Below are 15,842 nucleotides of genomic sequence, written 5' to 3' on the forward strand. Positions count from 1 at the left end.
CCTGCCCGATAACATGGCGGAGACTACTATCACATATACCTGTCAATTGAAGGGCGTAGTATTAATCCTCCAGTGTCTTTTTGGGAAACTCAACAATGATAAATCCAGCATCGGTAGAAGCCGCAAACAAAGTAAGTTTTTCGTCATTACCGCTTCCATCCTTGGTAATAAAGAAACCGGACTGTGTACCTGGTGCGGCATTGCTAGCTCCCTTTAACGAGAATTTGTACAGCTGCGGCTTACTAGCTTTTTCGTTAAAGATTTCCAGTGCTTCCTTGGTATTACTTCCCTGGGTAATATCGTACACATAGAAGTCTGTAGCATCTGATGCTGCACGAGCTGCACCTGTCATAATCAAATAGCGCTCCTGATTGAATGTAAACACTCTTGCATCTGCACCGTTGAGCGGTACTGCCGTATTGCTTAATGCATAGTCTACTACACCGGCTTCATTCACTAGTCTGATAGGAGCCGCATATCCTGTCTGAATATAATCGCCAGTACCCGGTACTCTGGTCATGGTCATCCATGCGGTAATACCTGCCTGAGCTGGAATAGAGGTAGGCTCAGACAATGTAGTATAATTAGTCACTTTCACACGAAGAATATCTCTTGGGTTTACAGCACCACCATTATTATCGCCAAAGAACATGTATCCGTTTCCATTCTCATCAAGATCCATCGACATATTATCACCATATCTTCCGCCGGCAACTCCATGATCAGCAGGTGTAATGTTTCCGATAAGTGTTGGTGGCTGCGAAGGATCGGTCCAATGATAAATTTTCAGCTGGGCAGTAGCCGAACCGGCGAGATTACAGATATAGGTATGTCCGTTTATTTGTGCTCCGCTGCTATAAGCGAAAGTACCGCCACTCACACCGGTAAGGTTCAGTGGAATAGGATTGATAACATTATTTTTCAAATCGGATACCTTCAGCAAATGCGGACCTGTAGCGGCTCTGGAAACAATTAGCACATATTCTCCGTCAAAGCCTGTCCATCTAGTCAACTGACTGGTAAAGTCAGGATACTTAGTTGCATTATTACTGAAGTCATAAAGGGTAGGCTTATCGAAATCGGCACCAAATACCGGCACTAGCAAACGCAACGTCACCAAATACTCTCTGAAGCGTTTTTGATTCACCACTTTTATAATGATGGATTTTGCCGATTCACCCTCTTCAAACTCAAATGCATAGCTTTCTTTATCCAGCTGTGCACCTTCAGACATTTCGGCCTCAAACTTGATAGCACTGAAATCCGTTGCCGGATCGATACGCGGAAACCATACGGTTTTGGTGACCTCATCCACCACACCCTCCACAACCTGATTTCCACCGGGTCCTGCATTGACGATCTTAATTGCTTTTAAAACCACTTCATAGGGGGAGTCGACATTTCCCGGATATTTCTTCTGACAGGACGTTGCAAACAGCACTGCTGCCAGTATGACAAATATTATCTTGTATTGCAAAATGCGTTTCATGTTAAATATTTTTAGGAGTTATTCAGTTATTCATATTCAGGCCAACCTTCGGTTTGCGCCAGCACATAACCATTCTTCCTATAATCTTCCATCTGGTTTCTACCTACTGGAGTCAGATAAGGATTCACATTAGGCAATCCCAAGAATGGTTGACGACCATTGGTGTTGGTAGTACGGAAGAAACCGCGCATTGATGCATTGTTGGTACCATTGTACACAGTTACCACTCCATCATTTACCACTGCAATCTGACCCGCATTAGAGGCAGTAAGACTGCTAGGTGACTCTGCAGGGAAATCCACATATCCTCCTGTTAGCAGGTCCGGACGTGCATCGGTATCCATATACTCGAGTTTTTTCCAGCGTTTCAAATCTTGGAAACGTGAATACTCAAACGCAAACTCCATACGTCTTTCTCTTCGAATCTCCCACAATAATGGATTCACAGAAGGATCTCTTGCCGGATCGTTGGGTAATGCTCCCAAATCCATCGGTGCTGTCTTCTGTACCCCTTTAGCTATAGCTTCTGGTGCAAGAGGTCTGTTTCTTATTTTGTTGATAGAAACATCAATATCACCCTGAGTTACGGTTCCTAGTTCGGCTTTTGCTTCAATCCAGTTGAGCAAAGCTTCAGCATATCTGAAAACAGGATAATCGGTATGGTTGCGACTGCTGGAGAACTCTGTAGGCGGAGTGCCACCAGCTTCTACCTGAGCAATCACACTACGAGGTATAAACTTGTTGATATACCAGTAGCTAGCCACATTTTTTGGTGTAGGCTTGTCGTAAAAAGTTGCCTCCAGTCTGGAGTCCCGGGTTTTAATCATGTTTGACAGATTAAAGCTTGTAGCATTGGGGACGGTAGACTGCTGATAAGGCAAGCCATCCACACAAATGAATGCTTTTATAAGGTCTGTAGTAGGACCAAAAGCTATAGACTCGGAAAGGTTATTATAGGTAGCAACGGCATGAGTCACTCCGACCGCCGGATCGTAATGACGATAGAGAATTACATCCTTATTACCTTCTAAAGAATTGGATGCAAACAGCGAACGGAAATCGGTAACAATATCATACTTACCACTACTAATGAGCATGTCACCAGCAGTTACAGCGAGTTGGAAGAATTTATTTGCACGCTGAATGTTATTGTAGTAATACTTTTGCCAAGAGCCTTCCCTCAATGCAATTCTGGTAACGAAGCCTGCTACTACATATCTGTTTACCTGCTGGCTTCCATCATTCAATCTCACATTTTCCAAGGCATAAACCAAATCGTCGTACACTGCATCCATAACGGTATTGCGTGGTGTACGAGGTTTGTACAAATCATCCAGATCGGTATCCAATGGCACATAATCATAGTAAGGCACATCCCCAAATGAGGTTACAATATTGGAATACTCCATCGCACGGAAGAATCGACCTATACCTGTCCAATGACGATAGGCCCCCTCATCCAAAATGCCTTTCATTCTATTTTCAATTCTGTCCAACATAATGTTGATGGACCGAATGGTAGTATAGCTCCAAATACTACTGTTAGGCACAGAGCGTGTAAAATTTCCTTGGTTACCTCTCAGCAACACATCATCGCTAAACTGAAAGCCTAACATAGCAGCATCGGCCTCATTACTAAAGTTTGTTCCATATCCCGTAAAAAATGTAGGATAAAACTTATTGGCATAGAGTCTCAGATTATTCTCTGACGACCAAGCCGTTTCATCATTTTCTGAGGTCAGCGGTGGTCTGTCCAGGAACTTTTTACAACCCTGGAAGCCGAACGCCACCAATGCGATCAATAAGGTATATAATGAATGTTTCATAACAATGGTAAGTTTAAGTTCTACAATGTGATGTTCATTCCGAAGGACGCAATTTTAAATGTTGGGTTGTTGGTACCAGTGCGTCCCAGGTTATAGTTACCGTTGGTCAGCAACATGGATTCTCCTGAAATAGCCTCAGGATCGATCGGCAAACCACGCAGCTTATCAAATGTGATGAAGTTTTCAAACGACACATACAGTCTGGCTTTCTTCATCTTTATTCTTTGCAGAATGTTGGGCGCCACATTGTATCCTAGGGTAATATTTTTGATGCGGAAATAAGCCATATTCAGCATATAGCGCGTTTGCGGCACCATGGTAAATCCTGAGTTGGCACCACCTAAGTCCCATGCTCTAGGATAGAAAGCATCAGTACGATCAGGTCTCCAATAATTACCAGCGATCGCCTGTGGCATAGCACCTTCCTTAGCATAATAGCCAGGAATAGCCAACTGACCCGAACCCCATATGGCTCGTTTTCCTACACCTTGTCCCATTACGGAGAAATCAAATGATTTGTAGTCGAGTCCGATACGGAATCCGTATTCATAACGAGGCAGTACGTTACCGATCACTACGCGGTCGCCCGGATCACCGAATGTACCTCTACCCGGAGTGATATAACCATCTCCATCTATATCTACAAACTTTACATCACCGGGGCTAATCATACGAACTGCACCATCTTCAAAAATTGTTTGATATACCGGGTTATTGCCGGCCAGTTTATGTACTCGTTTGGTAGTTCCTTGGAAGATGATGTATTCGTATACAAAGTTGCCGTTGGCGTCATACACAAAATCGTCTTTCTGGAAAAGTCGGTCTGTTACATAACCATACACATCTCCATAGCGTTTTCCGGTAGTAAAAGTTCCATCCACATTCCTGTCCTCCCAGGGAATATTCCAATCAGGACCTTTTGTAACATAGGTAACCGCATCGGAGAGATTAGCCATTACGTTAATGCCCAGGCCGCTTTCGAATCTATGATTAAAGTCAACAGCCACTTCCCATCCTCTTGTTCTTAAGTTTCCGTAGTTACCTTGAGGAGCAGAAGCGCCGAATGTGGCAGGCAGTGCTAACCCAGGGATGATCATGTTTTTGGTTTTACGCTGATACCAGTCAAACACAATACCGAATTTGTTTTTAAAGAAACGTAAATCGGTACCCAAATCCAGTGTTTCGATATCTTGCCAAGTTAGGTTAGCTGAAACAGGAGCAGGAGTACCCAATTGTAGCGACTGCTCACCGTTACTATTCAACCAGCTGTTCTTAGAGTAGTTCATGGTAGAGATATACAAACTGTTAGCTACAGACTGATCTCCAATAGTACCCCAAGAACCCCGCAGCTTAGCATAGCTCAGCACCGGACGAACACCTTCCATAAACTGCTCTTCGGTGAGTACCCAACCGGCAGAGAAAGAAGGATACCATTTCCAGCGCATGTGTGCAGGGAAAATAGAAGTAGCATCATACCGCAGATTACCCTCGAACAGGTACTTATCGGCATAAGCGTAGTTAATACGACCAAAATAACCTAACTGTGAATCCCAGTTCTCTCCTCCGGTTACGGTTTCTATACCGTCAGCAAAGTTGAACTGTGGATTGTCTTTATTAAACAATTGTGTTTTTTTGGACGAATGACTTTTCCATCTATTCGCTACAATATTTGTCCCAAGGGTAAACTTAAATGCGTTCTTTAATCCCGGGCGCCAGTTATAAGTAGAATAGGCGTTTACAGTGTGTCTGAATGCATTCCAAGAAGATTGGTATACATAACTGTTTTCTTTAGTTACATAGTTAGACAATGGAAAACGCCATCCCGGCATACCGCCTACGTCTACAATATTTCCTGCACTGTCCACATATACCCGATCTCCATTTTCATCTACCCAGGGAATGGCAGAATACCAATGTTCTCTCAGGGTAATTTCAGGCAAAGAAGAGTTCAATGTTTCATTGCGGAAATCATACGTGTAATCAGCAATGATTTGCCAGTTTTTGGTAAGATCGATAGTAGTTCCGAAAGTGAGGTTCAAATATCTTCTTTGGTCATAAACAGTATTGGTGTTTTTTGTATCCCAGTAAGGGTCGCGGATTTCTTCTCCCAGCTCCTTCACACCGGTTGGGAACAACAGACTCCAGCGATATAAATACAACCACGGGTCAGCAGCAAAGCCGGAAGAATTGGTAGAGTTGGGATATCGTTTGAGACGATCGGAGTATAAGCCTCCGGCTCTCACCGAAATGAAGTCGTTAACCTGATTAGATACTTTAAAGTTGGCAGTAAATCTGTTGAAATCATCATGCTTAGCCGGCTTCATCATACCGGTTTGGTTCAGATAACCAAAGCCTATATTGTAAAGTGTTTTGTTAGATCTACCGTTTAAAGATAGGTTGTGATTCTGAGTGAAAGTATAATCCTTAATCATTACGCTGATGGGATCATAAATTCGGTAACCGAATTTTTGAATACCATCCCAATACCAGTCACGACCATACACCACAGGATCGGTTGGTTTTACTGTTTTGCCGTATAAACGTTGCCATTCTTTTGCTTTTTCAAGACTGGCACTATCGATACGCCAGAAGCCACCTGCAGGACCGGAGCTACCCATATTATTATGAGCATCCAGTGTGTATTGCAAACCATCTATCCCAGCCAGCTCCAATTTTTTAAAGGGCATTTGCCAAGAGAAGTTATTCGAATAAGTAAGATCAGCTCCTTCTTTTTTTGAGCCCTTTTTAGTGGTAATAAGAATTACCCCAAATGCTGCTTTGGCACCATATATAGATGCAGCAGAAGCATCTTTTAGAATTGAGATGCTTTCCACATCATTGGGGTTGATGAGTTGGATACTGGGAACTTCCACGTTGTCCACCAGTATTAATGGAGCACTGGATCCTTGTATGGATCCCACAAAGCCTCTGATACGGATTAAAGGATCGGACCCTACTTCACCACTAGGAATACGAACTGATAAACCGGGCACTGCACCTTGTAAGCCCCTACCCACATCCGGAATAGGACGACTCCCCAACACCTTGTCTACATCCACATTGGTAATGGCGCCGGTAATATTACTTTTCTTTTGTGTACCGTAACCTACAACCACTACTTCGTCGAGATTAGAATCTGCAAGCTTCAGTACAACAGTCACATAATCCGAGCTACCCACCACTACACTTTGCGTTCCATACCCCACCATAGTAACTTCCAATACGTCGCCCGTATGAGCCATAATGGAAAAAGCTCCTTCTTGATTTGTAGAGGTGGCTCTAGCTGTTCCCTTCACGGAAACAGTAGCTCCTTGAATGGCATTTCCGCCATCATCAGTAACGGTACCCGTTATTGTACGGGTCTGGGTAAATGCTACGCCAGGAATCATGCAGCATAGCAACCACAGCAAAACAGTACTTACAATTGCTTTCCTCATAATATGTGATTTATAAATAAAAGTTGGATGCTGAGTTATATCACTCTCACGCCTGCGTCTATAAAAGGCTTCAAGATCTCGTCTGTAGTCTCGAGTTCCGTAATCAGATAGTCTATTTTATCAAGGCTGCACACGCTGATGGGCTGATAAGTTCCCAGCTTTTCCGAAATAGTCATGCATACTACTTGTGCAGCAGAATTGACCATTGCTTTTTTCACCTGAACTACATCCCAGTCGTTATCGGTATATCCATGTTGTACATCTATGGCATTCGTACCTAGGAAGCATATATCGGCATTTACATGGTTAATTTTCTCTATAGCATTTACCCCTACAGTTATTTTGGAATCCTTCAGCAGTTTATCGCCTATTACCACTACTTCTACATTGGGATGAGCCATGCATGCATTTACCACCGGTATGCTACCGGTCATCACCGTAATTTTCAAATGATGTGGCAAAGACCGAATCATCTCCAATATGGTAGTACCTCCAGTTGTGAGGATAAACATTCCGCTCTTTATCAGTCCCAGTGCCTTATTCGCGATTAGCTTTTTATGTGCCTGTGAATACACATTTGCCGAGTCAAACCGCACTTCGTTAAAAGCCATTGACAATGCGCCACCGTGCACCCGAATAAGTTGTCCTGCGTCTGAAAGTTCTTGAAGGTCTCTACGAATCGTATCTTCCGATACCGCCATCTCATTACACAGGTCTACACTCAGAACTTTGTTATGCAGATTGAGTTGGTGTAGTATGTATGCGTGTCTTTCCTTTTTAAGCATGGCAACAATCACTTTCTCTGTTTCGGCGAAAATGTTATAATAAAGTTAAGGTGTTTTTCCGCAAAAAACCGCAAAAATCAGAATAAAATCTGCATTATTTTTGAAATATTCAGAAAGCAAATACGCAAAAACATGCATAACAACGAATTATATATAAAAAAATCCGGTTCGTTTATTCCAAACAAACCGGATTTTCATATAGTGTATCAATAAAAATTTATTGTCTGTGCTCTTTTATCATAGCGATAAAATCATCGAAGAGGTATCGCGAATCATGTGGCCCTGGAGTACTTTCGGGGTGATACTGTACCGAAAAAGCCGGTTTCCCTTTCACCCTTATACCTTCAATAGAATGGTCGTTGAGGTTCACATGTGTTATCTCCACTTTGTCGGAAGCCTTGACAGACTCGGGATCTACGCCAAATCCATGGTTTTGAGTAGTAATTTCAGATCTACCGGTAATGATATTTTTTACCGGGTGGTTTAATCCTCTGTGACCGTGATGCATTTTAAAGGTCTTGATACCATTAGCCAAAGCGAGCAACTGATGTCCTAGGCATATACCAAACATCGGTTTGTTCTCGTTCATAATTTCCTTCACGGTATCAATGGCATAATCCATAGCGGCAGGATCGCCAGGACCATTAGAAATAAAGTAACCGTCGGGATTAAAGCTTTTAATTTTCGCTAAAGGAGTTTTTGCGGGAAATACTTTTACAAAAGCGCCGCGCTCGGTCATGCATTTTAAAATATTCTGCTTAGTACCATAATCCAACACGGCAATTTTTATATCAGCATTGGGATCGCCCAGCTCATACGGCTTTTTTGTAGAAACTTTTGAAGCCAATTCCTGCCCGCTCATATCGGGTGTTTCGGCCAAGCGACGCTTCAATTCTTCAATATCAAAAATCTCAGAAGAAATGATGCAGTTCATTGCGCCCTTGGTACGAATGTGGGCCACCAGCGCTCTGGTATCCACACCATGGATGGATACAATATTATTCTTCTTTAAATAGGCATCCAGCGATTCCGTGGCTTTACTTCTAGAGTAGTTTTCATTGAGGTTTTTGGCAATAACTCCTAGTACTTTCACGCTATCACTCTCCACATCTTCAGGCACCACACCATAGTTACCCACGTGTACGGCATTCATGATAACGATCTGACCATAATAACTGGGATCGGTGAAAACTTCTTGATAACCGGTCATTCCGGTATTAAAACAGATTTCACCACTAGTAGTGCCAATAGCTCCGAAAGCAAAACCTTCGGCGATAGTACCATCTTGCAATAATAAAATAGCGCGGGCTTGTGTATCAGACATTTAATTTCCTTTTATTTACCAGCTTATGTGCATGTCGGCTCCACCGTTATGAGGCGAGTTCACAACAAAATCGCGCAAAAATAGGGCAAAATTTCAGATTCAAAAGGATAAATCCGGATATATTTCAGGATTTTTCACAACGGTGAAAAACTCACACATACTTAGGCATTCGACAACGGTCCCCTACTAGGCCTGAGCTGCCGGTCCTCCAAAGTTCACCGGTATTTGCAACTCGTCCAAATCTTTGATGGGTCCGTGAACAGCCTCAAACTTCTCGATATTTTCTTTCAACGCTTTCATAAAGCGTTTGGCATGCTGAGGCGTAAAGATAATTCTGGACTTCACCTTACTTTTAGGCGTTCCCGGCATAATGTTTACAAAATCAATTACAAATTCTGCATGAGAGTGAGTAATCACTGCCAGATTTGCATAAGTTCCTTCTGCAATTTCTTCGGATATTTCAATATTGATTTGATTCGGTTGTTGTTCCATATGCCTCTTTTTTATTTATGAAGCGAAGGTAATAAAAAAGCCACCGGCAGCAGTCATCCTCTATTATAAAATATTGCTACAAGCAGCATTGCTAAATGATTTTGCCCTTGGACTTATTATCAAAATGCCCCACGATAATCGTGGGGCATTTTGATAAACTTGTAACAGAAAATCATATTACATTATACAAATACGACGATTGGGTGTATTTGCCATCTTGTAATTAATCCTGCATATAATCGTCATATCCTACAGCTCTGTGACCAGCTAAAGTGTATATAGTACCGGGATCATCCTCAAATTCCATGTTAAAGTAGATGCTGTCTTTGTTGATAATCTTCCCATCGGTCACCTTAATAGTAATGTCATACCCGGGAATAGCATTTACAGAGCCTGCTGTTTGAAATGTGAGGGTAGACATATCTACTTTGGCTTTAAATTTCATATCCCAGAAATTTCCATTGTAGTCATCTATCCAAACAGAATCCTGTCCAAATGAAGTGTTATAGATTTTAATTTCAAATGGGCCATATATTTCATCACCGTCTATATAAGCTTTAAGCTTCCAATCTCCTGCAACCGGGTATGCCCAATTATATTCTTTCTCTATCTTTTTCTGACAAGAAGATAGGGCTATCACTACACCCAAAATAATTGCTATGCAGTAAAGTATTCTTTTCATTGTATAATGTTTTGTAATATTCACTCTAATTAAATTTAGAAATTACTCTTCAAAAAGTGGAGAGGGATTGGATAAAGTAACTTTAAAGAACATATCCGGAGTATCCCCCATGATGGTATTAAGTTTTATAGTTTTTGTAGCCGGATCGTAAGTGGACTCATCGAAGAACACCGGTGCTGATTCGCCAGAGAAACCTAAGTTTTCAGAAGAGATCAGCTCAAAAGTGTTATCACCTTTCAATCTAATCACACCCGGACCGGCATATGCAGCACCATAACCACTTCCTACATCATACCAGCGACCTAATAAATCTTGCACATAATAATCATCCCCACCTACTCCAAAAACCAACAAGGTGTATGGGCCTCTGTTTGCAGAAGCACCGTTATAATCGCGTGTGATGCGAGACTCGTAATACCCATTTAAAGGTGCGTTTTTGTCACATACCACCACAGTACGGCTCACTGATGCAGGGAAGCCGTCGCTATTATTCACCGAGTAAGTTACGGTATAAACACCGCCTTTTGCTGTATTCACATTTGACTTTACAGTAATTTGATCAGTAAGATCAATATCACCTTCCATAGCAGTACATCCCGGGTCTACATAAGGCTCGTTCAGCTGCCAGAAAAGTGTACTGGGTCCTTCTAATTCCATATCGGCGTAAGTAGTAATGAAAGATACACCTTTGGAATCTTTTTTACAGGATGTCATTGTCAGGATAGACAATGTAAAAATGGATAATATCGATAATATCTTCTTCATAGTATTCGTTTTAATTATTTAGCCCACCAAACTGGCACATCAATGCTTACCAAAGCAGGTGTATTTATATTGGAAGTACGCTCACTTGACGGATAAAGCAAACGTTTCGGCCTGTTGTCTCCTGTCAGAACAGAGGAAAGAGACTTTGTAAAAAAGTCAGGATATCCTGTTCTGTTATAATCGAAGAAGGCTTCCAATGCTCTTTTATTAGTAGCGGCAAACCACTTCTGCTCTATTATGGACTTTATTCCATTGTATGGATAAGTTATAGCATCACCACTTAATCCTAAGCTAAGCAATGATTCTCTGATTCCATTATTGTATGCAGTTTCTGCGCGAGAAGCACTACCATATCTGGCTTCTGCTTCAGCAATGAGGAAGTATACTTCTTCTTTTGTGAAAAAATATACTGGATATAATTCATCAATTTTGGGTGTAGCGTAGTTTTTAATGGTAGCTCCTACAGTAGTACGACTTTCACCTGTACTTAAAGAAGCCCATAAACCTCCAATCTCTGATGGTTCAAACAGTTTTTCTCTTCTAGGATCATTATTGTCGGTGAGTCTGGACATCAAAGTGGTATTAGCGATTACGTTACCACTTAACCTATCTACGAATGTGTTATAAAATGGATTGGCTCCTGTTTGCTCTGCTTTAAAGGATGAGAATTTTGCATCCGCAGTGGTCAACAATTTATTTTCATCCAATAGAGCCAAAATTTGTGATCTATATTTATTGGGATCAACGTTTACATAGCGCAAATAGATTTTCAACTTTAAAGTATTAGCAAACCTTTGCCATTTCTCCATATCTCCCTGAAAAATTACATCAGCCGTTCCTGGATCTTCTGCAGAAGAAGAGGAGAAATCTTTAGACATTGCATCATCAATCATATTCAGCAACCCTTCATATACAGTTTGCCCATCATCATACTTTGGCTGAATTACCTCTGTACCCATCAACGCCTCTGTAAAAGGTATTTTATCATACAGATCAGCAAGTACGTGGAAGGTATACGCTTGCATTAAAGTAGCAATGGCATAATACTTCCAATTGTTGGTAGCGCTGGCTTTATCTTTTACATATTTATAATCATACAACGCTCCCGCATATAAAAGAGTAAATTGACGGTTAAAGTCATTGTCGGTTAAGTTATAAGATTCCCACTCAGCCCACTGAGAAGCAGCAGCAGCTTGCGCGTAATGCTGTGCCCAGAATGAACCGAGAGCATGATAATAACCGCCCAAAACAAAAGCAGATCCTGCTATTCCGCTGGGTAGTACAAGAGCGGGGGTCGCTTCTGAAGGATTATTGGGGCTTACATTGATATCAAAAAAGCCTTTTTTACAACCGGAAGCCAGCAGCGCTACAGTTATAAAAATTAACAAATAATTTCTTATATTCATTTTATTTATGATTTTATCAGTAATAAACGTCTCTTAAAATCCAAGTCTAATGCTAAATCCAAAACCTCTAGTAGTAGGAGTAGCTCCAAAATCACCATAATCAGCTTCCAAATCATTACCAAAGGTTGTTTGCTCTGGATCAGTAAACGAATTAGCTACTGGAGTCCATAAAAGCAGGTTGGTACCCACCAGCCCTACGTCTATAGAACGAATTTGCGAACGAGAAAGCAACTTGGATGGTAAAGAATAGTACAAGCTAACTTCCCTGAGTTTAAAGAAAGTTTTAGGTACTAATGCATAAGCGGAACCCTTTCCTGCATTATATGTTTGATTATAATACAGATTGAGATTATGATCGAAACCTGCAATAGGCACAGTATTCTCAACATAATTATCTCCAATCTTCTGTACTGAATTAGGGATAATAAAGGGTTGACGATCGTTGTAAGTAGTTTGAATAGCATTACCAGTAAAATACATGAGTTCAGCAGTACGAGAGTACATCAAACCACCATGCCTATAATCACCCACAACTTTTAAGTTCAAGTTCTTATAAGAAATACTGGTACCACCTCCAATTCTGTATTTGTTTTGAGAGGAACCTAAAATTTCTTTTTGATCTTTAAAGGTGGGCAAACCTTGAGCGTTCACTATTACTCTACCCTGAGGATCGGTTGCAACAACGGTTCCTTCAAATAATCCTAGAGGATATCCCGGACGAGCTACAAAACCGATAGTGCTAGTTCCTCCAAGAGATATTTGATCTAACCCTTCTACTAACTCGACGAGTTTGTTTTTGTTAGTAGAGTAGTTAGCAAACACTTCCCATCTCCAATCGGTAGTTTCTACAGGAACTACATTTAAAGCCACTTCAATACCTTTATTGGTAATCTTTCCAAGGTTTTGAGTTTGTGCTGTAAATCCTGTAGTAGATGGTATGGTTGAAGTCCAAATTAAATTAGTAATAATCTTATTGTAAGCTGTAAAATTGATACCAATTCTGTTTCTGAAGAATTTCAAATCAGTACCGATTTCATAGTCTGTAGAAAGCTCTGGTTTTAGTTTTTGGTTTCCAATAAGATTAGAAACGGTAAAACCATTTACGCCTCCAGCTAATGGGAAGTCAAACCCACGGTATCCATCGGTTAATGATGTTTGGGTGAGTACTGCAAAAACCTGATAAGGGTCAGCATCTTTACCGGTTCTAGCAACACCCATTCTAAGTTTACCAAATGAAAGCACATCTTTGGATGAGAGCAGCTCAGAGAATATAAAGCTTAAGCTAGCACTTGGATAAAAGAATGAGCGATTGGATGCTGGCAGAGTGGAAGACCAGTCATTTCTTCCTGTTAAAGTCAAATACAATAAGTTTCTATAACCTAGGTCAGCACTAGCATACACACCTACTAATCTGCGCTTAGACAAGGTAGCAGTTGCGGTAGGCGTTGCAGAACTATTAGACAGATTATAGTATCCTGGAATATCCAGTCCTATAACTGTTGTTGATTGAGTGCGTGCATCTCTTTGGTTAAAGTTATGACCTACAATAGCATTTAAGGAGAAATCACTACTAATTTTTGGATTAATGTTAAAGAAGAAATCCGTATTGAACTCGGAAGAATAATATGATGCTTCAGTTACTCTACCTACATCATCATTATAGCTTGCGCGAGCAGACTTGGTAATTGCTCTCCAGCTTTTAGCTGTACTGTTTGATACATCGCTACCGGCGCGGAAAGTGGCACTCAGCCAAGAAGCAATTTTTGCATCGAGAGATACACTACCAAACATACGGTTCTCATTAAACCTATTACCATGCTCTTGAAGCACATAGTAAGGGTTTTGTGCGTAGTAAGTATAGTAGTTATCTACGTTATAGAACTTATTATTATAATCCTTCTGATCAACAAAACTGATATCTCTAGGGGCTTGCCACAAACCGTCAAGCACTGATTGATCCTGACCGGTAAGAACATACTTTGAGCTCTTTCTAATATAGTTAATATTAGCAGAAGCATTAAAAATCTTTAAAAATTTAGCATTCCCTCTTGCCGCGATATTATGTCTCTTATAGGAATCGGCATCGGTAGGCATAATTCCATCGGCCAAGATATTACCATAGGAGAGATAATAACTCTTATTTTCATCTCCATTTTTAATCGCAATAGAATTATTTAATGTTTTGCCTACCTCAAAAAAGTCTCTTACGTTATTTTTTAAAGCCACATAAGGTTTAATGAGTTGTTGGTTATCTACAACAAAACCCCATTTACGAAGCACTCCATCAAATTTGGGACCCCAGCTACCATTTTCCTGTAAGTCACCGCCATCTTCTGTAGTGCGGTTGTACCATCCCTGACCAAATTCATTTTGCATGAATGGCAATCTCAGAGGAGTTTCAAATGTTGTAGTGGATACGATATCAACAGATACTTTATTATTAGATCTAGAACCGTTCTTTGTAGTAATTACGATAACACCAGATGCAGCTCTAGAACCGTATAGAGCAGTAGCAGAACCACCTTGGAGAATAGTGATAGATTCTATATCATTAGGATTGATATCATTTCCTCTATTACCAAAATCCAAACCGCCGTTCAAATCAGTAGAGCCGATTTGTCCATTACTAATGGGAACACCGTCTACTACATACAGAGGTTGGTTAGATCCTCCCAAGGAAGTAAAACCACGCATGATAATACGGGTAGAAGCACCGGGAGCACCAGACGCAGAGGTGATATCCACACCAGGAACTTTACCCTGTAATGCATTAAAAGCACTTCTGTTACCGGTAGCAGTAATATCTTCGGCATTAATCTGAGTAGCAGCATAACCTAGCGAGCGCTCAGATCTTTTAACACCAACCGCAGTTACCACCACTTCCTCGATCATCTGTGCCTCGCCTCTGGCAAGTACAACAGTAACCGTAGTTCCCTCTACTTTTACTTCTTTAGAGGTGTAGCCGGTTGCAGAAACTACTAAAACATTTCCAGGAGCAGCTTGTACGCTGAAGCTACCCTCGGCATTCGCCGATACAGCGACATTGGTCCCCTTGACACTGATAGTAGCAAAGGGCACTGGGGCAGCAGATTCATCAAGGACTGTCCCGGTTATCGTACCTGTTTGTGAAAATGCCAGGAACGAGAAACCTAAAAACATTGCAAAGAGCAATAAAACCTGTCTCATTTAAAACCTTTTTGTTAAAAAAATTAATAATTGACTTACGGATTAGTACGGAAATCAGTACAGATCACACTCTCCTTTTCTGACAAGGAAAGGGCAAGTTAGATTTTTTTTAACAAAAGGGGGTGTTTTTTTTATTTTTTCGTTAAAATACTAAAATGGAGCTTTACTTTTGAAAATAATGATTTATAAGTGTACAACACCCGTTTATGAAATATAAAAAAATAAAATATGTTTAAAAAATATTGATTTAAATCATATTTAGGAATCACCGCTTTTATTAAAAAATGTTGAAAAACAGTCAGAAAAAATGCTGCTAATTAGAAAAATTCAAACCAATAATGAAAAAGTTAACAATGCCTTTTTATAAAGAGTATTTATTAGGACCATCTATTTAATCATTCAATTATGCATATAGATCAGCAAATTCAAAAATTTTACACCTGATTTGTA

10 protein-coding genes are annotated in these 15,842 nt (G+C 40.7%); all 10 read right to left on the reverse strand.

Features of this window, described 5'->3' with window-relative positions; genetic code table 11:
- Window positions 1–61 precede the first annotated feature (61 nt).
- The gene (locus V2H41_RS10185; RefSeq protein WP_330975050.1) at window positions 62–1,489 is read right to left on the reverse strand and encodes a DUF4623 domain-containing protein; all 1,428 of its coding nucleotides are present in this window, start codon (window positions 1,487–1,489) and stop codon (window positions 62–64) included.
- Between the two features lie 26 nt (window positions 1,490–1,515).
- Entirely contained in the window at window positions 1,516–3,315 is a 1,800-nt protein-coding gene (locus tag V2H41_RS10190) for a RagB/SusD family nutrient uptake outer membrane protein (RefSeq protein WP_330975051.1), read from the reverse strand.
- A gap of 20 nt (window positions 3,316–3,335) precedes the next feature.
- A complete protein-coding gene (locus V2H41_RS10195; RefSeq protein WP_330975052.1) occupies window positions 3,336–6,752 on the reverse strand; it encodes a SusC/RagA family TonB-linked outer membrane protein in 3,417 nt (1,138 codons plus the stop codon).
- A gap of 35 nt (window positions 6,753–6,787) precedes the next feature.
- Entirely contained in the window at window positions 6,788–7,537 is a 750-nt protein-coding gene (locus tag V2H41_RS10200; protein ID WP_330975053.1) for a DeoR/GlpR family DNA-binding transcription regulator, read from the reverse strand.
- Between the two features lie 217 nt (window positions 7,538–7,754).
- Window positions 7,755–8,861, reverse strand: a complete 1,107-nt coding sequence (carA, locus tag V2H41_RS10205) for a glutamine-hydrolyzing carbamoyl-phosphate synthase small subunit (RefSeq protein WP_330975054.1) — start codon at window positions 8,859–8,861, stop codon at window positions 7,755–7,757.
- Window positions 8,862–9,047: 186 nt separating this feature from the next.
- A complete protein-coding gene (locus V2H41_RS10210) occupies window positions 9,048–9,353 on the reverse strand; it encodes a DUF3467 domain-containing protein (protein ID WP_330975055.1) in 306 nt (101 codons plus the stop codon).
- Window positions 9,354–9,576: 223 nt separating this feature from the next.
- Window positions 9,577–10,035, reverse strand: coding sequence for a lipid-binding protein (locus V2H41_RS10215; RefSeq protein WP_330975056.1), 459 nt, complete (start codon window positions 10,033–10,035; stop codon window positions 9,577–9,579).
- Between the two features lie 42 nt (window positions 10,036–10,077).
- Window positions 10,078–10,800, reverse strand: a complete 723-nt coding sequence (locus tag V2H41_RS10220) for a BT_2262 family domain-containing protein (RefSeq protein WP_330975057.1) — start codon at window positions 10,798–10,800, stop codon at window positions 10,078–10,080.
- Window positions 10,801–10,814: 14 nt separating this feature from the next.
- A complete protein-coding gene (locus tag V2H41_RS10225; RefSeq protein ID WP_330975058.1) occupies window positions 10,815–12,206 on the reverse strand; it encodes a SusD/RagB family nutrient-binding outer membrane lipoprotein in 1,392 nt (463 codons plus the stop codon).
- A gap of 33 nt (window positions 12,207–12,239) precedes the next feature.
- The gene (locus V2H41_RS10230) at window positions 12,240–15,392 is read right to left on the reverse strand and encodes a SusC/RagA family TonB-linked outer membrane protein (protein WP_330975059.1); all 3,153 of its coding nucleotides are present in this window, start codon (window positions 15,390–15,392) and stop codon (window positions 12,240–12,242) included.
- Between the last annotated feature and the right edge of the window lie 450 nt (window positions 15,393–15,842).

The sequence above is a fragment of the Niabella digestorum genome (assembly GCF_036409055.1).
In the GTDB taxonomy this organism is placed as follows: Bacteria; Bacteroidota; Bacteroidia; order Chitinophagales; family Chitinophagaceae; genus Niabella; species Niabella composti.